The sequence below is a fragment of the Hydrotalea sp. GW822-HT8A01 genome, assembly GCF_058798575.1.
Map to the genome: position 1 here is coordinate 3,245,366 of NZ_CM179506.1, position 21,827 is coordinate 3,267,192.

A 21,827-nucleotide genomic window follows, 5' to 3' on the forward strand; every position below is an offset into this window, starting at 1 on the left:
GTATTATTCTTCTCTTAATGATTTGCCGGTAAGATGTATAAAAACATCTTCCAGCGTTGCTTTTTTCACTTCTTTTGTTCGTTCAAAACCGGTTGCTACCAAATTATCAATTAATTCATTTGGGGTAGCGATTGATTTTATTTTTCCACTATCAATAATGGCCACCCTGTCGCAAAGTTCCTCTGCCTCATCCATATAATGTGTTGTAATAATTACGGTAGTTCCGGTTGATCGAATGAGTTTGATTAAATCCCATAAATTACGACGAGCCTGCGGATCTAAACCGGTGGTAGGTTCATCCAAAAAAATAATCTTGGGATGATTAATCAGTGTGGTAGCCAATGAAAACCGCTGCTGTTGCCCTCCACTCAACTCCTTATATTTTGTTTTGGCTTTATCGGCTAATTTTACTTCTTCTAATATTTTCTTTTTATCGATGGTTTTATTGTATAAACCTGCAAACAAGTCGAGCAATTCGTTCAATGTTAAACCGGGATAATACCCACTCGATTGTAATTGTACCCCTATAATTTGTTTAATTTCATTTGGATTTTTATCTAAATCAAACCCATCTACACAAATTTTGCCGCTTGTTTTTTCTTTTAGCGTTTCTATAATCTCAAGAGTGGTTGATTTGCCAGCACCATTGGGACCCAGTAAACCGAAAATTTCGCCTTCCAATACCTGAAAACTAATGCCTTTTACTGCGGCTACATCAGCATAATTTTTTGTAAGTTCCTTTACTTCAATAATTGTTTTTTGCATAACTAAAAATTTATGGCCAATCCTATTTTATTTGCCGAAAATCCAATACCTGCTTGTATTTTAGGTAGTTTTTGATGCTGCTTTTCATTAAAAAACTGAACTGCCATGAGCAGGTTTTTCTGCCCCGAAGCTATTAAATATCCGCCAACAATGGTTGAAGTAAATCCGGCACCTATTAAAATCCAGCCGGTTGATTGGTGGTTATTGGAAGCCAGCCCAACGCCTGCACCCATCATACCTGCACCCAGCACACCCAAAATATTACCGAAAATTTTGTTCGACTGATGTTTTTGATACAAATGTATTAACAGGGGGTCACCCATTCGGTAAAAAAGGGCTTTAAACTCTCTGGCACCGCGGTACATCGTGTCCTCATATAAAAGGGTATTGATTTTCGGATTAATGAAATAATTCAGTTTTCCGGGATCTAATACCTGCTGTGCTTTTACATTGTTTTGTAACCCACCCACCAATAATAGAATACACAAAATTTTAAAAACCGGCTTCATTTGTTTCCTTTAAATAGTTTTCTAATTCATCCATCATCTGCCTGCTGCCAATAAACAATGGCGAACGTTGATGTAATTGATGGGGTTGTACATCTAATACCCGTTGTTGCCCATTGGTTGCCTTTCCGCCGGCCATTTCAACAATAAAAGCCAATGGATTACACTCATACAATAATCTTAACTTTCCATTGGGGCGATCAGTTGTTCCGGGATACATAAAAATACCCCCCTTTAACAAATTGCGGTGTACATCGGCTACCATACTGCCAATATAACGCTGGGTATATGGTCCTCCCTCCGACTTTGGTTTTTGCTGACAGGCTGTGATATATTTTTGTACGCCTTTGTCGTATTTAAAAAAATAACCGTGATTCACTGAATAAAAATTACCGGTTGCCGGGCATTGAATATTGGGATGGCTCAAACAAAATTCACCAATGGAGGGATCTAACGTAAACCCATTTACGCCACGTTTAGTTGCATACACCAACATAGTAGATGAACCGTAAATAATGTAACCAGCTGCTACTTGCTTGTTACCGGGTTGTAAAAAGTCCTCTTTAGTACAAGGTGTGCCTTTAGGGCTAACCCTTCTAAACACACTAAAAATGGTTCCAATAGAAATATTTACATCAATATTTCCGCTGCCATCTAAGGGATCAAACAAAACAACATACTTACTGTTGTTGCTCACTTCATCATCAAAAATTACAAAATCATCTAATTCTTCACTGCCAATACCTGCACAGCTAATGCCATGTTGTAATGCCCCCATAAATTGGTTATTGGCAAAAATGTCTAATTTTTTTACATCCTCACCTTGTACATTAATGGAACCTGCATCGCCCAAAATATCAACTAAACCTGCTTTATTTACTTCTACATTTACACGTTTGGCAGCGAGGCCCATATCGCGCAGTAAGCTACTTAATTCACCTGTAGCAGTAGGAAACTGTCTTAACTGCTGAATAGTAAATTCATCTAAGGTTAAAATTTTTCTGTTAACCACCATGGCATTTTATGTTTTCGATAAAGATAAAGGGCAGATAGAATACATACAATATTTTTTTATGCAATCGTGTTCGCCCTACACATTAAATGCCACCCTGTTAATTTGGTTTATATATAAAAATTTGGGTAAAATATAAATTCCCATCATTACTTTGTGCAATACCAATGGCTGTTAAATTATAACTTCCTTCAATATTTTTTTTATGCCCCGGACTATGCAGCCAGCCATTTACAACAGCCTGGGCATCTAAATGGCCTAATGCAACATTTTCTGCACCGCCACGCAAATACCCCAATTTACTTTTAATGGCATTAAATCGATTATCGAAACCATCATGCCCAAAAACAACCCGGTGTTTGGCCATATCGTTACTATGCTCCACTGCTTCAGTATAAATCGTCTTATCCCATTGTAAAGGAGCTAAGCCCATACCCGTTCGATGTTGATTAATGTAATACAACACATCTTTCTCCATTTTTGCAAAATTGGTAACAGCGGGGCTATGTAAGGTATCAGTACCAATACAACCATTGCCAACAAAAGCCAAAGTAATCAGCGATAATTTTACAGTTTTAAATAGAAATGAAAATAGCATTGTATTATTTTTTGCATGTAAATTCAATAATTATACCAACAAATTTTTGGTAAACTTTTAGATGGCATAATTACTGTAGCTTTGCAAATCTTCCACCTAATCATTTGTTAAATAGCATGATTGTTTATAAGTTCGGCGGGGCAAGCATTAGCAATATTGATCGCATTCAACAGGTTATTGAAATTGTAAAAAACATTCCGGAAAACGAAACGGCCATATTGGTTGTTTCAGCAATGGGTAAAACAACCAATGCATTGGAAAAAGTGGTAGAAGCATTTTACAACCAGAACCCAACAGAAGCCATAGCACTTTTTAATGTAATTAAAAACCAACATTTAACAATTGCAAAATATTTATTAATTCAACAATACAATGAATGCTATTCAAAACTGGTTGATGTTTTTACAGAAGTAGAATGGTTGTTACACGATAAGCCTGTAAAAGTATTTGATTATTATTATGACCAGATTGTTTGTGCGGGAGAATTACTCAGCTCTGCTATTCTGCATTTTTATTGTAAGGAAAATCATATTGCCAGTAAATGGGTGGATGTTCGGGATGTATTGTTAACAGATAATAATTTCAGGGATGCAGCCATTGAATGGCCAATAACCGAAAACAAGGCAAAGCAAGTTTTTTTAAAAAATGATGAAGCAATTTATGTTACCCAGGGATTTATTGGTGCTACATCTGATAATGAAAGCACCACTTTGGGCAGAGAAGGGAGCGATTTTACCGCAGCTATTTTAGGCAATCTGTTACATGCTGATAGTGTAACCATCTGGAAAGATGTGGAAGGTGTGATGAGTGCTGACCCGAAACATTTTCCTGAAGCTGTTTATATTCCTGAATTAAATTACAGTGAGGTTATTGAAATGGCGTATTATGGTGCCCAGGTCATTCATCCCAAAACCATCAAGCCATTACAAAACAAAAACATTCCATTGCTGGTAAAATGTTTTCAAGACCCTGCACTGCCCGGTACCATCATTCATAAAACACAACAACTGCAATTACCTCCTATACAGATTTTAAAAGAAAAACAGGTGCTGGTTACCTTGCAAAGTCTTGATTTTTCTTTTGTAGGCGGTGTATCCATGAATAGCATTTATGCAATTTTGCAGGAATTGAAACTCATTCCAAACCTAATTCAGTTCGGTGCCATTTCTGTTCAAATTTGTTTAGATGATAAACCGGAAAAAATTGCACAATTGGCTTTAGCTGCAGCAGCAAATTTTGATGTTCAGGTAGAAAAAGGCTTACAGCTATTCACCGTTCGGCATTACAATACAGCTATTGCCGAAAAATTAAATCAGAAAAATGCAGCGGTGTTGCGCCAACAAACACCTGTTACCATTCAAATTCTAAAAAAAACTGCATAAAATTTAATACATTACATATTTTCCCTTCTCATTAATGGTAATAACGGGCAGGGTTTTATGTTTCTCAAAGTAATTGTATACTTTTTCCAGGCTCTCAGTAAAGTTTGCATATTCTTTATCATCCTTGGTAATCTTATCCAAATAAGCCAAACTTTTTGGATTATTAAAGCGTACAGGAAAAATATGCACCGGTATAAAATCTTCGCCATTGTTTTTTGCATAAGATGCCAGTAAATACAATTCATCAATCTGATTATCCATAATAGGAATACAACCCACTGTTACGCAAGTCCCATGAATAAAAATATCGCTGCCGGGCTTAAGCGAATCAGACAATAACTGGTCTGAAACATTAGGATAATTAAGACCTAATGATAAATAATAAGTACTTTTAGGATTAAACAGATTAATATAATAAAAGCCCTCAGGTACCTGATAATCCCCTTCAATTCTTTTTGGCCCTAATCCTCCGCTTAATGCACAAATTTTGTATGTTTTAAATAATTTAAAGGGTTCATTGCTATTATTCCGCGCCCATACTTCTAACTGGCTATCGTATTTAAAGCTACGGATGTATAATTGTTTGGGTGGCCAGCTTAGCCTCTCTTTTTTAAACTGTCTTGCAAGGGTATCTTCTTTTAATTTAAATGCATTTGCTACACGTACATTTGATTTTTGATAATCTACAAACGACGTTTGTGCATTTAAATGGCCAAACGAAACAAACAGTATACAGCACAAAACAATGACTCGCATCCGATTTTCAATTTTTTATGGGTACATATCATCCAAAAATCTCCATGTTGTTATAACGACATGGAATAAATATTCGTATTAAAAACCGAAAATAAACAATCCTGATAAATCAAAAATGTGAAATTATGCAGATACTGTGTTTATAAATTACCCCGAAGTGCCTGTTCGCATTCAATAGCTTCAAAAAGTGCTTTAAAATTGCCCTTCCCAAAACTTTTTGCCCCCCGGCGCTGAATAATTTCAAAGAATAAAGTGGGTCTGTCTTCAACAGGTTTGGTAAAAATTTGTAATAAATAACCTTCTTCATCCCTGTCAATTAATATCCCTAATTTACTCAGTGCCTGTACATCTTCCTGAATGTTGCCCACCCTTTCTGAAATGGTTTCATAATAAGAAGCGGGTACTTTTAAAAATTCAACACCACGATTTTGTAGAGCCATTACTGTTTCAATAATATTATGGGTTGCCAAAGCTACATGCTGTACCCCTTCCCCATCATAAAACTCAAGGTACTCTTCTACCTGCGATTTCTTTTTACCTTCTGCCGGTTCATTAATAGGAAACTTCACAAAACCATTTCCGTTACTCATTACTTTGCTCATCAAAGCTGAATATTCGGTTGATATATCCGTATCATCGAATGTTAAAATGTTTCTGAATCCCATTACATTTTCATAAAATGACACCCATTTATTCATTTGATTCCATCCTACATTGCCTACACAATGGTCAACATACAATAAACCGGTTTCAGTTGGCTGATAGTTTGTATTCCATATTTGATAGCCGGGCATGAACGGGCCATTATAATTTTTTCGTTCAATAAACAAATGCACGGTATCGCCATAGGTATGAATTCCGCTTATTACCACTACCCCATCTTTATCGGTTAATGTTTTGGGATCCATAAAACTTTTGGCACCGCGATGCGTGGTTTGCTGCCAGGAGTTGGTTGCATCGGGTACACGTAGTGCCAATACTTTAATACCATCGCCATGTTTAAAAATATGTTGTGCTATTGGGTGCGATGATTTAAGGGGTGTAGTGAATACAAAGGTTAATTTGTTTTGCCGCAATACATAACTTGCTGTGTCATGATTGCCGTTTTCGGGCCCGGAGTAGGCAACACTTTGAAAACCAAATGCGGTTTTATAGTAATGGGCAGACTGTTTGGCATTTCCCACATAAAATTCTACATAATCTGTTCCTTCCAATGGAAGGAAATCCTGAACTGCCAGATTGGAAATACCAGTATTTCCTTTTACCTGAAAAAACATAAATACAAATTTTAATGACTGAAAAAATGAGATACAAAAGTTAGTAGTTCTGCAACTGTTAGCCGGCCGAGTCCATAGCCAAGGCAAACATCAGCAAACAATAATTTGCCCTTCTGTCATTAAATAATTTGTATGGGTAATCAGGTAACATGAATCAAAAGTAAAACATTTAAGCAAAATGCATCATAACATTGTGCTACCGTTTTATCTTCGCAATGGAATTGCAAACAGTATTGTTACCAATACCATTCAATAACCGTATTTTTAAAAAATACGATTTGCATTTTTGCATCATCATTTTTAAAGTATCATACCCATGAAAGTAGGCATTTTAGGCGGCGGTCAATTAGGAAGAATGTTATTACAGGCTGCAGCCAACTATACTGTAGAAACCTTTGTGTTGGAGCGTGATAAGCATTGCCCTGCAGCTCATTTATGCCACCACTTTGTGCAGGGTGATATTACCGATTATAATACAGTGTATGCTTTTGGAAAACAGGTAGATGCATTAACCATTGAAATTGAAGCGGTAAATGTAGCAGCGCTGGAACAATTAGAAGCAGAAGGCATTAAAGTATATCCTTCACCCGGTGCCATTAAAATTATTAAAAATAAAATTTTACAAAAAAAATTTTATCAGCAACATCAAATTCCTACGGCCCCTTTTGTTATTACTGCTGCATTAAATGACTTATTTCAGCATACTAATTTTTTACCTGCTGTTCATAAAATTGGTGAGGGCGGGTATGATGGCAGAGGTGTTCAAATTATCAGGAGTGAAAAAGAAATTGAAAATGGGTTTAATGATCCTGCTGTTTTGGAAAAAATGATAGCTATTGAAAAAGAAATTGCCATTATTGTATCGAGAAACCACAAGGGCGAAACAGCTGTTTATCCTCCCGTTGAAATGATTTTTGATTCGGTTTTAAATATCTTAGAATACCAGATTGCCCCTGCCAGAATTAGCCAGCAATTGCTATGGAAAGCAGAAGCCATTGCCATAAAAGTAGTTCAGGAACTGAATAGTGCCGGCTTATTTGCTATTGAATTTTTAATTGATAAACAACAAGAAATTTGGGTGAATGAAACTGCACCAAGGGTGCACAATAGCGGCCATCATACCATTGAAGCCAGTTATTGCAGCCAATACGATATGCTGTGGCGCATTATTTTAGGTTATCCATTAGGTAATACAAAACTCATTTGCCCCTCAGCAATGATCAATGTTTTAGGTGAACCCGGTTATAGCGGTACACCGATTTATCATGGATTAACCGATACCCTTAAAACAGAACAGGCCTTTGTTCATTTATATGGTAAACTAACCACTAAACCCGGACGCAAAATGGGGCACGTTACCCTGCTGGCTAAAGATGAAGGTGAACTGATTTACCAGGCTCACAAAATAAAACAAATGCTAAAGGTGATTGCCTGAGGTATTTAAATTAATTCTTGGATCAATAATGGTTGGAATAGACGGCGGTGCATTGTTAACGGGAACGGGTTTATGCAATTTTTTTAACGGCATGGTAAATCCTAAGCCTATAATACTTTTTACCTGCAATGCCGGCGAATCGCCATTCGGACCAAATATTTTTACATTATCATCATAAATCATATCTAAACTATAAGAGGCGGTGAGGTATTTATTGATTTTAAAATTGAACTGATTGGTCATGAAAAAATTGATGTTTTGGGGTTGCTTCAGATAATTGGAAAATAAATCAACCCTACCTCTGTAATCTACATTCTTAATAATAGTTGTATTGTAATTAATGGTTGCAAAAGCACCAAACTCGTTCAAAACATGGCTTCCTGAATCTACCCCATAAGCTTTTTGGTTAGATAAATACTGATTGGCTACTATTACCCAACGGGAAGTGATGGGTGAAAGGAACAATGAAAATTTATCAGTGGGCTTATAATCGAAACCGGCAGCCAGAATCACAAATGCAGGCGATAAAAAACTGGAAGCAAATACCGGCGCTCCATTGGGGTATGTATACCCATCAAAAAACTGAGAACGAAAATTAAATAATCCGGACAAATACCATTTACCCAGCGTATCAACTTTATAACCATACTTACTCACAAAATCAATTCGGTCATCATTTTTTCTCCCACCTAAACTTGTAGTTTGAATATATCCCAGATTAACATCCAGGTTATTATCCCAACTATGCCGTTCCTTTTTATAATAAACAAAATAATTAAAATAGGAACTAACTGCTAACGAAAAATTATCACCTCCTGCAGCCCAGTTACTCAACGAACCCTGTGATAAACTAAAATTAAATAACCCCCCTCTTTTCCAACGCCAGTTAATGGAATCTTTATCCTTATCCTTCTTAATCGGTCTGTAAATCTCATTTTTTAATGTGTTCACTAAAATATCCTGTGCCTGCACCTGACTGGCCCCCAGCATTAACAAAAAAATAAATCCTATTTGCTTCATGAAAGTTTGGCGATTAAATGAACAATGACCTCATGCAAAACAGTTCTTGCTTTCTTCAAACAGACCATTGCTTAAAAATATAAATACCTGCTCAATTCGTACAAAAATAAAGGCATTTCTTTAAAATTATTCAATCAATCTCTGACAAAGTGTCACCACAACGTACAAAACTGTATTTTTGCAGTCCCAAAATAATTTTAACCAATGAACATATTAGATTTACCTACTAAAATTCATGATGAAAGCAGGCAGGGAGAAGCCTATGCTCCTGTTGCACAGGAAACAGCACTATTTTCAAAAAAATTTTATATTGAAAGCTATGGCTGTCAAATGAATTTCAGTGATAGCGAAATTGTTGCCGCCATTCTGCATCAGGAGGGATTTGGTGCAACCAAACAGTTTGAAGAAGCTTCGCTCATTTTATTAAATACCTGCTCCATTCGTGAAAAAGCAGAACAAACCATTCGTAAAAGATTAACCGAATTTAGAAAAACAAAAGAAAAAAAACCGGAACTATTAATTGGAATTTTAGGCTGTATGGCCGAACGCTTAAAAGCCAAGTTGTTAGAAGAAGAAAAATTAGTGGATATTGTAGTTGGGCCGGATGCGTATCGTAGTTTACCCGCATTGATTGCCGAAGCCGAAACAGGTCAGAAAGCAGTGAATGTATTATTGAGTCGGGAAGAAACCTATGCCGATATTGCACCCATTCGGTTAGACAGTAATGGCGTTACAGCTTTTGTTTCTATTATGCGTGGCTGTAATAACATGTGCAGTTTCTGTGTGGTTCCTTTTACACGTGGGCGTGAAAGAAGTAGAAATGCTGATTCAATAGTTGCCGAAGTGGAAGATTTATTTCGCCGCGGTTACAGAGAAGTTACCTTATTGGGTCAAAATGTAGACAGCTATCATTGGTTGAATGAAGCAGACAATACTTCGGTAAACTTTGCGCAGCTTTTAGAGAAAGTTGCACTTGTAAATCCATTACTGCGTGTTCGTTTTAGCACATCACATCCAAAAGATATAACAGATGATGTGCTTTACATCATGGCAAAATATAAAAACATTTGCCAATACATTCACTTGCCCATTCAAAGCGGCAATTCACGAATTTTACAATTAATGAACCGAACTTACAACAGGGAGTGGTATTTGGCTAAGGTAGACCGTATTAAAGAAATAATGCCCGATTGCTCTATTAGTACCGACATCATTACCGGATTTTGTACCGAAACAGAAGCAGAACACCAAGATACTTTAAGTGCCATGGAATATGCACAATACGATTATGCCTATATGTTTTTTTACAGTGAAAGGCCGGGCACACTTGCAGCAAAAAGATTTACCGACGATGTACCGGAAGCAGTAAAAAAAAGAAGGCTTCAGGAAATCATTAACCTGCAAAATGAACTTTCTAAAAAAAGCTATATGAATGATATGGGTAAAAGCTTTGAAGTATTAATTGAAGGCGAAAGCAAGAAAGACAATTTATACTGGAAAGGCAGAAATCCGCAAAATAAAATGCTAGTATTCCCCAAAAAACAATTCAATTACAAACCTGGAGATTATGTAAATGTGCTGGTACACGATGCTACACAGGCAACTTTATTGGGAGAAATTATACCTGCATAAAGTATTCAAAATCATATAAAAGCATCCTATTTAAACTTTAATAGCATTGGGTATGGATTTACAAAGTATAAAAAACAGATTTGGTATCATAGGCAACTCTCCTGCACTCAATTTTGCTTTAGATACTGCAGTTCAAGTAGCGGCAACTGATTTAACCGTATTAATTGTAGGAGAAAGCGGAGTGGGTAAAGAAGTATTTTCACAAATTATACATGCACTTTCTGCACGTAAACATAACCCATTTATTGCCGTAAACTGTGGGGCTATTCCGGAAGGAACGATTGATTCTGAATTATTTGGACACGAAAAAGGTGCATTTACCGGTGCAGTAGACAGTCGCAAAGGTTATTTTGAAACAGTAAACGGAGGTACTATTTTTTTGGATGAAATTGGCGAAATGCCCATGGGTACACAAGCCAGACTGTTGCGTGTTTTAGAAACAGGAGAATTTATCCGGGTTGGTTCTTCAAAAGTGCAAAAAACCGATGTTCGGGTAATAGCCGCTACCAACCGCGAATTAATTGAGTTTGCAGAAAAAGGCCGGTTTAGACAGGATTTATATTATCGTTTAAGCACTGTACCCATTCGGGTACCTGCTTTAAGAGACAGACAAGAAGATATACCCCTGCTGTTCAGAAAATTTGTAGTTGATTTTGCGGAACGCTATAAAACCAATCCTGTACAATTGAATGAGGATGCCAAAAATATACTGATGCACTATCCATTCCCCGGCAATGTAAGAGAACTAAAAAATCTGGCAGAACAAATTTCGGTTTTAAGCAACGAACCCATTTTATCAGCACAGGAATTAAGGCGTTTTTTACCTGAACGGCATCAAAATAATTTGCCGGTTTTAGTGCATGCAGCCGATGCTCCGCATCAGGAATTTGCCAATGAACGGGAACTACTATACAAACTTTTTTTCGATATGAAAAAAGATGTAACAGAGTTAAAAAAAATGTTCCTTGAAATTCTTAAAAACCCTTCTCTGGCCGGCAGTGCTGCACAATTTACCAAAGAATCTTTGATACATGATGTAACTACCCACCACGAAGACGGGTTGCACCCGCTCTTTCCGGCAAATATTACCAATCAGAATACACTGGCACCTGCTGCTTTATCAGCCAATGCCGGACAACCGGTAATTCTTAACCATGATGATGTACATCATCATGAAGTGGTTGAAGAATCGCTCAACATTATGGATAAAGAGAAAGAATTAATTATTAAAGCACTGAAAAAACATAAAGGCAAGCGAAAAGATGCAGCATCCGACCTGGGTATCAGCGAACGTACATTGTACAGAAAACTCAAAGAATATGATATTGAAGAATAAGCAAATACTATTTTTAAAGCCAATGAAGGCTTTCAAAGCAAACCCGGCATTCTTGCATCACATACATGGCTGGATGTTGTTATTCGGTGTGCTGTTTCTATCGGGCTGCAAAATTTATTCCTTCAAAGATGTTTCAATCGATTATTCCAAAATAAAAACCATAAAAATAGGGTTTATAGAAAACAGGGCCAGCTATGTAAATCCACAATTAAGCCCGCAGTTAACCGACAAATTACAACTTAAAATTGCCAGCCAAACCAAATTAATTCGTACCAATAACGATGATGCCAATCTGGTAGTGAGTGGATATATTTCTGACTACTCTGTTTCAACAGCAGCCATCTCTGCACAACAAGCCAGTGCCAACCGTTTAACCGTTTCAGCACACATAACTGTTAAAAATAATGTTGAAAATAAAACAGATGAATTTGATGTGAGCCGCAATTATGATTTTTCTTCCAATTTGTCGTTACAACAAGCCGAGGGGCAATTAATTACAACCATTGTAAGTAATATTTCAGATGATATTTTTAACCATATCTTTTCTAACTGGTAAGCTTATTGTATTTTCACAACATGAATGCTGTAATCAATCAAACTGCTTATGCTATTTTGCAACAACCTTTAGAAAAGGTTGCTGTAGAACACTTACAGCAAATTTGCAAAAGTTATCCATTTTTTACGCCTGCTCAGGTATTATTGGCCGCTAAATTACAGCAAAATGCACCGAATTTACTGGTACAGGCCCAAATCCATATCATTGCTGCACCTTGCAATATAACCTGGGTAAACTACCTACTAAACGAAACACCGGCCAATCCAACAACCGCGGGGAGGGAATCTGTGGTATTATCAAATGAAAGCAAAACCAATGCAGCAATTGCCCCTTCTGAAATGAGAGCTGAAGAACAATCTGAGCGGACAGATATGACCGATCTTGCGGCAATCAGCAACATTCCGGAAACAGAAGCAGTAACACATTCATTTTTAGAAGAAGTTAAAAATGCAGATCACTTCATCGAAATAAATCCCGAGCCTTTAGAAAACAGTGATGATTTGCAAGCAGTTGATTCTACGAATACTATTCAGGAAGAACTGCCACATGCTTTAGCAGAACATATCACTGAAAACAAAAATAATGCTGTGCCGGAAACAGCATTGCCGCAAAACAATATGGCCATTGCAGAACAAGAATTAGTGGAACATTTGGAAATGCAGGCAAATGATGCCAACGAAACAGACCAGCTGCCCGAAACTTCATCTGAAAACAAAGAACCAGCGGTTGAAAACGAAAAATTATCTGATATTATTGCAGCACAGTGGGCTTCATTTCAGGAGCCGGTTGAAACAGATGAAGAACTAACTTACGAACCGCCGCATTTACATACCATAGATTATTTTGGATCGTTAGGCATTACCGCTGATTTAACCCAAGAGCCACAAGACAAATTAAGTAAGCAACTTTTAAAATTTACTGACTGGCTTAAAATTGTTAAAAACCAGCATACCCCAGATACACATGCGGTACAACAGGCAGAAGTAGACAGTATTATACCTGGTATTGCTCAAACCTCAAACGAAACCAGAGAAATTATTACTGAAACCATGGCAGAAGTGCTGATAAAACAAGGCAAAATAGATAAAGCGGTTCAGGTTTATATTAAATTAAGTTTTTTAGATCCTGATAAATCTGCTTATTTTGCAAAAAAAATTGAACAACTAAAAGAAATGTAGCATGACTGTAATTTTTATTATTTTAATTGTAATTGCCTGTATAGCCTTAGGTTTTATTGTATTAATTCAAAATCCAAAAGGTGGTGGTTTAGCAGGAAATGTAGGTGGATTTGGCAACCAGATTATGGGTGTTAAGCAAACAACTGATGTTTTGGAAAAAGGCACCTGGTTATTTGCTGCAATTATTACCATACTCTCTCTGTTTTCTACCATAATTTTCAGAGGATCCACCAAAGGGCCCGATACTTCAATTATACAAAAAGTGAACACCAATCAAAACACAGCACCCACCAACAGTATTCCTTTAAATACTCCGCCTCCGGCTACTAAATAACTTTTTATTTATAAAATATTTACCCTGTCTGTTTGCTGCAGACAGGGTTTTTATTTATCTTGAACTACCATGCGCAAAATTATAGGCACAGTCGTTGTACTAATTGTAATCATAACCATTGGTTTTTTATGGTTTTTAGAAAGCCCTGCTACTGCTTTCAATGATAAAAAAACTTATTTCACACTTTCTGATAACAGTTTAAGCAGTCAACAAATTACCCAATCATTAAAGCAACAGCAAATTATAAAATATGGCTGGCCCTTTCAATTTGTATTAAAAGAATTGCATATAGCCAAACACATTAAACCAGGTAAATATGAGGTTAATAAAGATGCATCGCTGTTAAGCATTATTCGAATGTTGAAAAACAATCGCCAGGCCTCCATTAATTTAGTGATTACCAAATTGAGAGTAAAGGAAGATTTGGCCAAATTAATTGCAAAAAACTTTTCAACCGATTCGGTACAGGTTATGCAATTTTTAAATAGCAATGATTCGTTAAAAGAATATCATGTAGATACTGCTACTATTTTCACCATCATTTTGCCCGATACCTATACTTTTTATTGGAATACATCAATTAGAAAAATTTTTAATAAATTATATATTGCTGACAGCTTATTCTGGACCAAAAACAACAGGTTACAAAAAACTAAAGAGATAGGTCTTACCCCAACTGAAGTGTATATATTAGCCTCTATTGTTGAAGAGGAATCGAATATTGATGATGAAAGAGGAAAAATTGCCAGTGTATACCTAAACAGATTACACCAGAATATGGCATTACAGGCTTGTCCTACCATTAAATATGCCATGAAAGATTTTGCGTTGACACGTATTTATGAAAAATACTTATTAACTCCTTCTCCTTATAATACCTATCGCAACAAAGGTTTACCACCGGGCCCTATTTGCACTCCTTCAACTAAATGCATCGATATTGTTTTAAACGCTCCTAAAACCAATTATTTATATTTTGTAGCAAAAAGCGACTTTAGTGGTTACAGCCATTTTAGCAGTAATTTTGCAGAACACAATGCGTATGCAAAACAATACCAGCAGGCATTAGATGCTGCTATGGCTAAAAAACAAAAAATGAAGGGCGAGTGACAAAATTTGAAAAGACATTAGTTTCCTTCCCTCCCATTGCATTTGCAATTCGCAAAAGCAAGCAAATTGTTATTCCGGGTTTTAAAGGAATACCCCTGTTTTATGTAATTCGGTTTTTTTTTCAACAAATTAATAAAATTGGCATTATAGACAGGGCTTCAGCAATTTCATTTAATTTAATCATGGCTTTACCGGCCGCTTTTTTATTTATTTTTTCTATCATACCTTATTTACCGGACTCTTTTGATTTTAAAGGGCAAATGCTGAATTTATTTAAAGATTTAACCCCCAACTCAAACACATATAAATTAATTACTACCATAATTAATGATTTATTGAAAAAACATGTGGGTGTTTTTTCTTTTGGTTTTATTTTGGTTTTGTTTTATGCATCTAATGCAACAATGGGTATTGTAAGAACTTTCGATAAATCAATATCTGAGAAAAAAGCTTATTTTTTGCATCGAAGATGGCGCGCTATCCGATTAACTACCTTATTAATTTTATTGGTACTGGCCTCGTTGCTGGTGTTAATAGGACAAGGCGAGCTAGCCGGTTTATTGCGTGAATTTTTTCATTTCAGAAAAAAAACTTTTTTTCCCTGGTGGAATACCGTTCGTTGGGGTATTATTGTTTTATTTATATTTTTTGGTATTGCCTTTATTTATCGTTTTGCACCGGCCATTCAGAAAAAATGGCCACTCATATCACCAGGTTCTATTCTTGCAACTTTATTAATGTTACTAACCACTATTGGGTTTTCATTTTGGGTAAATCATTTTAGCAGTTATAATAAAGTGTATGGCTCAATTGGAACGGTATTAATTATTATGTTACTGATATACCTGAACTCTTTAATACTTTTAATAGGATTTGAATTGAATGTAAGTATTACTATTTTGCAACAACAAGCTGAACAGGGTAAAGCAGAAATGCTGGCACAAACAAAAAATGCAAAACAATTACAACATTAATGCCCGCCATTCAACATTTCCTGAACAGCTAAAGGAATTTGCGGTGCGGTTAATTGACGGTTATAAAATTGCCGGTATTTTGTAATCGGATTCATCATTAAAGTAGCAGGTATATTTCCATTCCATGTTCGGTCTATTTTAGGGCAAAAATCTGCTGCATTGGTTTCATTCAGCCACCAAATGGTAGCACTGTAACCATGTTGTTTTACAAATTTGGCAATGGTTTTGGGATAATCATCGGCATAATCTACACTAATTAAAATAATTTTTACTCGGTTTCCTGCAACCGCTTTTATTTCATTTTCAAAGTAATTTAACTCATGTATACAAGGTGTACACCAGGTAGCCCAAAAGTTAATGATAACCGGTTGTGTGGTGGTATCAATATAATGCACCACATCATTTATTTTTACTTTTTCAATATTTTGGGCATGCAGCTGCCGAATCACTAAAAACAAGTAAAAAACAAAAAATATTTTTTTCATATCAATTGATTGATAACACTAATCATTTTCAGCATTGGGTACGCCCCACTCTGATAACAACCGGTTAATACTTTGAGCAGCTAAACCCGGGCTGTTATAATGCCCTGCCTGTTGTTTCTGACGAAATGCTTCATAAATACTCACTGCGCATGCAACAGAAATATTCAGGCTTTGAATAATACCTACCTGTGGTATAATAAAATTGCCATCGGCTAACCGGCGTGCATCTTCACTAACTCCTTCATGTTCATTACCAAAAACCAAAGCAATGCTGTTTTGTACAAAATCAAGTGCATACAATGGTTCGGCATTGGCACACAAATGAGTGGTATAAATTCTTTGATATTGCGTACGAAGTGCGTTGTAGCACGCTTCAACATTATCATAAGCATGAACGGTAAGCCATTTGGCAGCACTACTACTGCTTTTGGCACCAAACTTTTTGTGGCGTGCTATTTTAGTGGTGATGATATAAATATCCTGAATACCTACTGCATCACAACTACGCATCACTGCGGATATATTGTGTGGATCCTGCACATTCTCCATCACTACTGTTAAATTGGGCTGTCGTTTATATAAAACATTCAACAATTTTGTTTTACGTTCGGGTGTCATAGCATTTATAATTTCATTTACCTATCTAAAAAAATTTAAAAGATTATTGTTTCAATTGAATACCCAGTCCAGATTTTCCCAATATATCCACCTTCCCAAATTCAAAATTTAGTCCGGTTGCAATATCTTCTTTTAAAAGCAATGGCCCGTCCATATCCACATAATCTAATAAAGGTAAAAATTGTGCAATAGCAGCAGAGCCTAAGGTAGATTCATTCATGCTTCCCATCATTACCTGTAAACCGAGTTTTCTTGCCTGAGCAATCATACGTTTGGCTGGTGTTAATCCACTGCATTTGGTTAATTTAATGTTTATGCCATGAAAATGATGTAAACATTTTTCAACATCGGTTTCAAGCACACAACTTTCATCTGCAATTAAAGGCAAAGATGATGTTTGATACAAAACCTTCATTCCTCCCCAATCTTCTTTTGCTAATGGTTGTTCAATGAATTGCACACCTAATTGTTGTAATTGAGGAATTTTGATGAGCGCTTCTTCTAAAGTCCAGCCGGCATTGGCATCTATTCTAAATACTGCATTAGTGTGTTTTCGTAATAGAGCTACCAGCTCAATATCGTTGGGAACACCCAGTTTAATTTTATAGATGGGCCAGGGTTTAGCCAGCATTTTGTTTACCATATTTTCAGGCGTATCAATGCCAATGGTATAATCGGTAAGTGGTGTATTATCCCATGTTACATTCCATAAACGGTAAACCAATTGTTGTTCCATTTTACCAAACAAATCCCATGCAGCCATATCCAATGCAGCTACCAGAAAAGGATTGCTTGGAAATAAATGATGCAAATAATGCCAATAACGCTCAGGTTCGGTTAAAGCAAATTTTTCAACAAAAGCTCTTTTTTGCTCCAATGCTTCTATCATTGAATCCACCGTAACATCATAATATTGAATGGCAGGTGCTTCGCCATAACCTATTAGTGAACCTAATTGCAGCGCTACCAATAATGATGGCTGATGGGTTTTTGTTCGCCCTCCTGAAATTGTAAATGGATACTCAAAAGGAAGTTCTATTTTTTTATAATATAATTTCATTTGCAATGCATAAAATAACCGCAAAGAAACGCCAAACGAATGGCTTCTAAAAAAATAAACCGGCAACAATACCGATTTATACAATATTAAAAAAGAAATTGACAGACTATCTGCCGCTTTCCTGCACCATTTTTTGCAGCGCTTCATTAAACAAATTAGCATCAATGAGCTGCTCTAATGTAAGATGCATTCTATAACGCCAATAATGTTTTGGATTGGATGGAATATTAATACGTTCATCATTCGGATTGTTTCTTCTGATGGATTCATCCATTCCTAACAAATCCTGCAACTGAAATATGCTCCACATAGCCGGCGAATACAAATGTTGCAATACAATGGCTGTGTTAATCCAGGCTTCACAATAATAAGGGGCATTATCCCATTGCCCTAATTCATTGTTGTAAAATTGTTGAATTTTATGCTTATCTTCTTCCCACCAGCCCCTAATGGTGCTCATATCATGAGTAGAGGGGGTAACCACACTTAAATAAGGCGCATCATTGGGATGAAAAAATGTTTGCTGTGGGTTTTTAGGCATTCGTTGAATTTCGAGGCTTAATAAACCTAACTGACGCATTACTTCCGGAACACAGGCTGGCACCAACCCTAAATCTTCACCACAAATCAACATATTGGTAACGCGTTTTAATGCAGGTAATTTCTGCAAAGCTTCTTTCATCCAAAAATCATCCTGCCTGCGGAAGTAATAATCTACATACAATTCTTTTAATTGTTGTTGAGAATGCGCATCTAAATGGCGAAATGAAATGGTAGCATCCATAGCAAATCTAAAATGGAATTGCTGTGCGTTACTGCCTTCTTCTTCAAAAAAGATAACATTACTGATTAAATCGAACAGCCCCTGTTTCATTTTCTGAGTAAATGCATCGTCATTCCAATGGGCCAAATATTGTTCAACTTTACGTTGGGTATTGCATTCTTCTTTTAGTGTATAATTTCCAAAACCATTGTATTGCAAAAAAGTATTGCGTACAAAATCGGCATCATTGCCAAAAACTTCGGCTAATACTTCTTCATTAATATAGGGCTTTGTAAACCGATAGTAATCGAACCAAATATTTCTGCTATACAATTCATTGATGTGTATGGGTAAAGCAGGTACAAAGCGCCCCATAATACCCTCTACTGCATCTATAGGTATACTCCATATTCTAAAAAAACCTAAAATATGATCAATCCTGAATGCATCAAAATAATAACGCATTTGTTCAAATCGTTTCTTCCACCACGCAAAACCATCCTGCATCATTTGTTGCCAGTTATAAGTGGGGAAACCCCAATTTTGGCCTTTTATGGCAAAATCGTCGGGTGGTGCACCAGCCTGCATATTCAAATGAAATAAATGCGGTGCCTGCCAGGCATCTGCGCCATTTCTACACACACCAATTGCAATATCACCTTTCAAAATAATTCCATTTTGGTGGGCATAGCCAGTTGCCTCCTGCAACTGACTGTGCAGGTAAAACTGAACAAAATAATGATAAGCAATAGCATGGTATTGTTCAGAATCAGGTGAAGCCATGGCTTCAATGGCCGATTCATTATAAATACCATTCTCTGGCCATTCACTGAAATTGGGCGTGCCATACAAATCTCTCAAATAACAAAATACAGCATATGGAATTAACCAATGACTATTATTGTGAAAGAATGTTTTAAATTCATCTGATTGAAACAAGACTTTCTGTTGTAAAGGATATAATTGCTGTAAATATTGTTGTTTTAGATGCATTACAGCTTCATAATCAACTGTATCTAATGCATTTAATTGAAGGCGTTGCGCTTCTATGCTATCCAACAAGTGCAAATTTTCAGTTGAAGTAGCTTTTTTTAGGTTTAGGTATAACGGATGCAATGCAAAAGCAGAAATGGCAGCATAAGGATAAGAATCTGCCCAGGTATGCGTTGCTGTAGTATCATTCACCGGTAATATTTGCACTAATTTTAATCCTGTTTTTTTGGCCCAGTCTACCAACAGTTTTAGATCAGTAAACTCTCCTACGCCAAAACTCTGCTCGCTTCTTAAACTAAAAACAGGAATTGCTACCCCTGCTCCTCTCCACGTATTATTGGGTAATACAGCAAATCCGGCATTCATTATGGCTAAAGTATCAGTTGCATTTGTTGCATTTATGGTTCTGTTTTTGCCATTTTCAAACCGAACAAATTGTTTTGTATTTGTATTATAAACACCAAATTTAAATTGCAGTGCCTGTTTGGCTGTTGATAAGTTGAGCTGTATAGAATAAAAAGATTCATCTTTATACCGCTTTAACAGCAATGGTTTTTCAGTATTCCAATTGTTTAAAATGGTACTTTCACCGCATAAACAAAGCACTTCATCAGCTGACAGTAAGGGTGCTTTTACTTTTAACAAATGAGTTGTACCGGCATTAATTTTAGTGGTATCTGCAACCTGCCTGGGTTTGGGCAATAAAATTTGCTGAAACGGTTCTGTATAAAATGCGTTTTCATAATAACCTGCAAAATTCCAAGCATCTTCAATTAACAGAGTTGATTTTTTAACATAAGCAGGTGATATTTTTTTATCATTACCCCAATCATAATCAATCGTTCCATCTTCATTTTTTAGTATATAATGATAGGTAATTCCTTCTTTCGGTATTTCATTTAGTTGAAAAGTTATTGTAATTTGCCAATACTCCTGATTCAGGTACTGCATGGGAATTGCCTGATTAATATCTTGATTTCCCAGCTTGGGATGATTGCCGGTTATAAAAATATTTTGCCCGAAATGGGTACTAAATTTTAAAAGAAAAGTTACCTGCAATTCAGTAATTGATTTTGATTTAGTAGCAACAGATACTTTACTTTTTTGTGTTGCCGTTGTTGCATCTTTTTTTGATGAGGTTTTGGGCTTTTTAGTTGATGTAGCCTCTTTGGCTGCTATCTTCTCTCCTTTCGGTGCCGCTTCCTTTTTGGCTGATTTTTTTTTCAAAACTTTTTTTTGCTGCTCTGCTTTTGTTGCATCAGGAGTTGCAGAAGCGGAAGATAAAGTTGAGGGTTCTTCTATTTTTTTTACACCACTTTTTGTTTTGGATAATCCGGTATTTTCAATTTCACCAGATTGCGTAATCGTTAGTTTTTTAGCCAATTTTCCTGATTTTAGATGTACTAAGTTAATCAATTAATGTGTAAATTAAACACATTAATTGATTTTCACAAAAACAAAATGCAACAAAGCACGGGATTTTGTAATAACCCCAATAAAAAACAGATTGCTCTACGTATAGCAATCTGTTTTTTAAGAAAGAATCGGAATATTATTGCAGCTCTGGTTTTGATTTTCCCCTGTGGCAGGTACCGCAGGTTACCACCTGAAGTTGAACACTATCAGTATGGGGAATTTGGCGCACATATTTTTCATTAATTTCCATCGTCATGCGCATCATATCACGAGCTATATCTTTTTTAGGATTTTCATCACTGGCCGGATCCATTCTTCCAGGCTGGGTTTTAGAAGGCGCATGGCAAAAAGAACATTTAACTCCCAACGCCGCCTTAAATCCATCCATCACATGCTCCAAACTATCATGACTAATATTTTGAGGCAACACTTTTAAATTACGCGGCTTGGGTTGTGTAGGAATGGTAAAAGAAATAATGCCAATGGCCAATACAGATAGAATGGCTGAAAAAACAAAAAATTTTCTTTTGTGAAAATGCATAATCATTTATTTGAATGATACTAAAAGTAAGGAATGCGATTTGAATTTGAAATTATTTTACATAAAATGTTCATTAAAAT

General features: G+C 36.2%; 21 protein-coding genes. 9 read left to right on the forward strand and 12 right to left on the reverse strand.

Features of this window, described 5'->3' with window-relative positions; all coding sequences use genetic code 11:
* Positions 1–3 precede the first annotated feature (3 nt).
* The 4 genes from AC3QLY_RS14400 to AC3QLY_RS14415 all read right to left on the reverse strand — a co-directional run bounded on the left by AC3QLY_RS14400 (position 4) and on the right by AC3QLY_RS14415 (position 2,881).
* Positions 4–765: an ABC transporter ATP-binding protein gene (locus tag AC3QLY_RS14400; RefSeq protein ID WP_218330339.1), complete on the reverse strand. Its 762-nt coding sequence runs from the start codon at positions 763–765 to the stop codon at positions 4–6.
* A 2-nt stretch (positions 766–767) separates the two neighbouring features.
* Positions 768–1,274 (reverse strand): hypothetical protein, encoded by a 507-nt coding sequence (locus tag AC3QLY_RS14405; protein ID WP_074419710.1) that lies wholly within the window; start codon positions 1,272–1,274, stop codon positions 768–770.
* Positions 1,258–2,286, reverse strand: a complete 1,029-nt coding sequence (fbp, locus tag AC3QLY_RS14410; protein WP_074419711.1) for a class 1 fructose-bisphosphatase — start codon at positions 2,284–2,286, stop codon at positions 1,258–1,260. Before fbp ends, AC3QLY_RS14405 begins: the two co-directional genes overlap by 17 nt.
* Before the next feature lie 97 nt (positions 2,287–2,383).
* Positions 2,384–2,881 carry a CAP domain-containing protein gene (locus AC3QLY_RS14415; RefSeq protein WP_218330338.1) on the reverse strand — a complete coding sequence of 166 codons (498 nt, stop codon included), beginning with the start codon at positions 2,879–2,881 and terminating at the stop codon, positions 2,384–2,386.
* Positions 2,882–2,997: 116 nt separating this feature from the next.
* Here AC3QLY_RS14415 and AC3QLY_RS14420 point away from each other — a divergent pair, with 116 nt between their 5' ends.
* Positions 2,998–4,263, forward strand: coding sequence for an aspartate kinase (locus AC3QLY_RS14420; RefSeq protein ID WP_288095713.1), 1,266 nt, complete (start codon positions 2,998–3,000; stop codon positions 4,261–4,263).
* A gap of 3 nt (positions 4,264–4,266) precedes the next feature.
* Here AC3QLY_RS14420 and AC3QLY_RS14425 read toward each other — a convergent pair whose 3' ends face one another.
* Positions 4,267–5,019, reverse strand: coding sequence for a L,D-transpeptidase family protein (locus AC3QLY_RS14425; RefSeq protein ID WP_074419677.1), 753 nt, complete (start codon positions 5,017–5,019; stop codon positions 4,267–4,269).
* Positions 5,020–5,159: 140 nt separating this feature from the next.
* Positions 5,160–6,296, reverse strand: coding sequence for a 4-hydroxyphenylpyruvate dioxygenase (gene hppD / locus AC3QLY_RS14430; protein WP_287100678.1), 1,137 nt, complete (start codon positions 6,294–6,296; stop codon positions 5,160–5,162).
* Between the two features lie 316 nt (positions 6,297–6,612).
* Here hppD and AC3QLY_RS14435 point away from each other — a divergent pair, with 316 nt between their 5' ends.
* Positions 6,613–7,731, forward strand: a complete 1,119-nt coding sequence (locus AC3QLY_RS14435) for a 5-(carboxyamino)imidazole ribonucleotide synthase (RefSeq protein ID WP_287100679.1) — start codon at positions 6,613–6,615, stop codon at positions 7,729–7,731.
* Here AC3QLY_RS14435 and AC3QLY_RS14440 read toward each other — a convergent pair.
* On the reverse strand, positions 7,714–8,751 hold the full coding sequence (locus tag AC3QLY_RS14440; protein ID WP_068241342.1) for a DUF3078 domain-containing protein: 1,038 nt from the start codon (positions 8,749–8,751) through the stop codon (positions 7,714–7,716). The two genes, AC3QLY_RS14435 and AC3QLY_RS14440, sit on opposite strands and share 18 nt — an antisense overlap.
* A 204-nt stretch (positions 8,752–8,955) precedes the next feature.
* Between AC3QLY_RS14440 and miaB the strand changes: the two genes are divergently transcribed.
* From miaB to AC3QLY_RS14475, 7 genes are all read left to right on the forward strand, one after another.
* Positions 8,956–10,383 (forward strand): tRNA (N6-isopentenyl adenosine(37)-C2)-methylthiotransferase MiaB, encoded by a 1,428-nt coding sequence (gene miaB / locus AC3QLY_RS14445; protein WP_218330335.1) that lies wholly within the window; start codon positions 8,956–8,958, stop codon positions 10,381–10,383.
* Between the two features lie 52 nt (positions 10,384–10,435).
* Positions 10,436–11,719, forward strand: a complete 1,284-nt coding sequence (locus AC3QLY_RS14450) for a sigma-54 interaction domain-containing protein (RefSeq protein ID WP_492989907.1) — start codon at positions 10,436–10,438, stop codon at positions 11,717–11,719.
* Positions 11,703–12,275, forward strand: coding sequence for an LPS assembly lipoprotein LptE (lptE, locus tag AC3QLY_RS14455; protein WP_287100680.1), 573 nt, complete (start codon positions 11,703–11,705; stop codon positions 12,273–12,275). The genes AC3QLY_RS14450 and lptE overlap by 17 nt, the downstream gene beginning before the upstream one ends.
* Positions 12,276–12,295: 20 nt before the next feature.
* Positions 12,296–13,453: a hypothetical protein gene (locus AC3QLY_RS14460; protein ID WP_074419350.1), complete on the forward strand. Its 1,158-nt coding sequence runs from the start codon at positions 12,296–12,298 to the stop codon at positions 13,451–13,453.
* A gap of 1 nt (position 13,454) precedes the next feature.
* Positions 13,455–13,787 carry a preprotein translocase subunit SecG gene (secG, locus tag AC3QLY_RS14465; protein ID WP_074419351.1) on the forward strand — a complete coding sequence of 111 codons (333 nt, stop codon included), beginning with the start codon at positions 13,455–13,457 and terminating at the stop codon, positions 13,785–13,787.
* Positions 13,788–13,856: 69 nt separating this feature from the next.
* Positions 13,857–14,897, forward strand: coding sequence for an endolytic transglycosylase MltG (mltG, locus tag AC3QLY_RS14470; RefSeq protein WP_074419352.1), 1,041 nt, complete (start codon positions 13,857–13,859; stop codon positions 14,895–14,897).
* Positions 14,894–15,871, forward strand: a complete 978-nt coding sequence (locus AC3QLY_RS14475; protein ID WP_074417979.1) for a YihY/virulence factor BrkB family protein — start codon at positions 14,894–14,896, stop codon at positions 15,869–15,871. The genes mltG and AC3QLY_RS14475 overlap by 4 nt, the downstream gene beginning before the upstream one ends.
* Here AC3QLY_RS14475 and AC3QLY_RS14480 read toward each other — a convergent pair.
* The 5 genes from AC3QLY_RS14480 to AC3QLY_RS14500 all read right to left on the reverse strand — a co-directional run bounded on the left by AC3QLY_RS14480 (position 15,868) and on the right by AC3QLY_RS14500 (position 21,747).
* Positions 15,868–16,356 carry a TlpA disulfide reductase family protein gene (locus tag AC3QLY_RS14480; RefSeq protein WP_074419353.1) on the reverse strand — a complete coding sequence of 163 codons (489 nt, stop codon included), beginning with the start codon at positions 16,354–16,356 and terminating at the stop codon, positions 15,868–15,870. The two genes, AC3QLY_RS14475 and AC3QLY_RS14480, sit on opposite strands and share 4 nt — an antisense overlap.
* Before the next feature lie 18 nt (positions 16,357–16,374).
* Entirely contained in the window at positions 16,375–16,974 is a 600-nt protein-coding gene (locus AC3QLY_RS14485; protein WP_074417981.1) for a TrmH family RNA methyltransferase, read from the reverse strand.
* A 43-nt stretch (positions 16,975–17,017) separates the two neighbouring features.
* Positions 17,018–18,181 (reverse strand): dipeptide epimerase, encoded by a 1,164-nt coding sequence (locus AC3QLY_RS14490; protein WP_228733066.1) that lies wholly within the window; start codon positions 18,179–18,181, stop codon positions 17,018–17,020.
* The gene (locus tag AC3QLY_RS14495; protein WP_228733065.1) at positions 18,141–21,173 is read right to left on the reverse strand and encodes a 4-alpha-glucanotransferase; all 3,033 of its coding nucleotides are present in this window, start codon (positions 21,171–21,173) and stop codon (positions 18,141–18,143) included. Before AC3QLY_RS14495 ends, AC3QLY_RS14490 begins: the two co-directional genes overlap by 41 nt.
* A gap of 169 nt (positions 21,174–21,342) precedes the next feature.
* On the reverse strand, positions 21,343–21,747 hold the full coding sequence (locus tag AC3QLY_RS14500) for a c-type cytochrome (RefSeq protein ID WP_074419362.1): 405 nt from the start codon (positions 21,745–21,747) through the stop codon (positions 21,343–21,345).
* Positions 21,748–21,827 lie beyond the last annotated feature (80 nt).

Bases quoted from the DNA above. Each gene is read 5' to 3' on its own strand.
- secG (WP_074419351.1), top strand. From the start codon at position 13,455: ATGACTGTAATTTTTATTATTTTAATTGTAATTGCCTGTATAGCCTTA.
- AC3QLY_RS14500 (WP_074419362.1), bottom strand. From the start codon at position 21,747: ATGCATTTTCACAAAAGAAAATTTTTTGTTTTTTCAGCCATTCTATCT.
- AC3QLY_RS14480 (WP_074419353.1), bottom strand. From the start codon at position 16,356: ATGAAAAAAATATTTTTTGTTTTTTACTTGTTTTTAGTGATTCGGCAG.
- AC3QLY_RS14450 (WP_492989907.1), top strand. From the start codon at position 10,436: ATGGATTTACAAAGTATAAAAAACAGATTTGGTATCATAGGCAACTCT.
- fbp (WP_074419711.1), bottom strand. From the start codon at position 2,286: ATGGTGGTTAACAGAAAAATTTTAACCTTAGATGAATTTACTATTCAG.
- AC3QLY_RS14420 (WP_288095713.1), top strand. From the start codon at position 2,998: ATGATTGTTTATAAGTTCGGCGGGGCAAGCATTAGCAATATTGATCGC.
- AC3QLY_RS14435 (WP_287100679.1), top strand. From the start codon at position 6,613: ATGAAAGTAGGCATTTTAGGCGGCGGTCAATTAGGAAGAATGTTATTA.
- AC3QLY_RS14400 (WP_218330339.1), bottom strand. From the start codon at position 765: ATGCAAAAAACAATTATTGAAGTAAAGGAACTTACAAAAAATTATGCT.
- mltG (WP_074419352.1), top strand. From the start codon at position 13,857: ATGCGCAAAATTATAGGCACAGTCGTTGTACTAATTGTAATCATAACC.
- lptE (WP_287100680.1), top strand. From the start codon at position 11,703: ATGATATTGAAGAATAAGCAAATACTATTTTTAAAGCCAATGAAGGCT.
- AC3QLY_RS14440 (WP_068241342.1), bottom strand. From the start codon at position 8,751: ATGAAGCAAATAGGATTTATTTTTTTGTTAATGCTGGGGGCCAGTCAG.
- AC3QLY_RS14485 (WP_074417981.1), bottom strand. From the start codon at position 16,974: ATGACACCCGAACGTAAAACAAAATTGTTGAATGTTTTATATAAACGA.
- AC3QLY_RS14415 (WP_218330338.1), bottom strand. From the start codon at position 2,881: ATGCTATTTTCATTTCTATTTAAAACTGTAAAATTATCGCTGATTACT.
- hppD (WP_287100678.1), bottom strand. From the start codon at position 6,296: ATGTTTTTTCAGGTAAAAGGAAATACTGGTATTTCCAATCTGGCAGTT.
- AC3QLY_RS14405 (WP_074419710.1), bottom strand. From the start codon at position 1,274: ATGAAGCCGGTTTTTAAAATTTTGTGTATTCTATTATTGGTGGGTGGG.
- AC3QLY_RS14425 (WP_074419677.1), bottom strand. From the start codon at position 5,019: ATGCGAGTCATTGTTTTGTGCTGTATACTGTTTGTTTCGTTTGGCCAT.
- AC3QLY_RS14460 (WP_074419350.1), top strand. From the start codon at position 12,296: ATGAATGCTGTAATCAATCAAACTGCTTATGCTATTTTGCAACAACCT.
- miaB (WP_218330335.1), top strand. From the start codon at position 8,956: ATGAACATATTAGATTTACCTACTAAAATTCATGATGAAAGCAGGCAG.
- AC3QLY_RS14490 (WP_228733066.1), bottom strand. From the start codon at position 18,181: ATGAAGCGCTGCAAAAAATGGTGCAGGAAAGCGGCAGATAGTCTGTCA.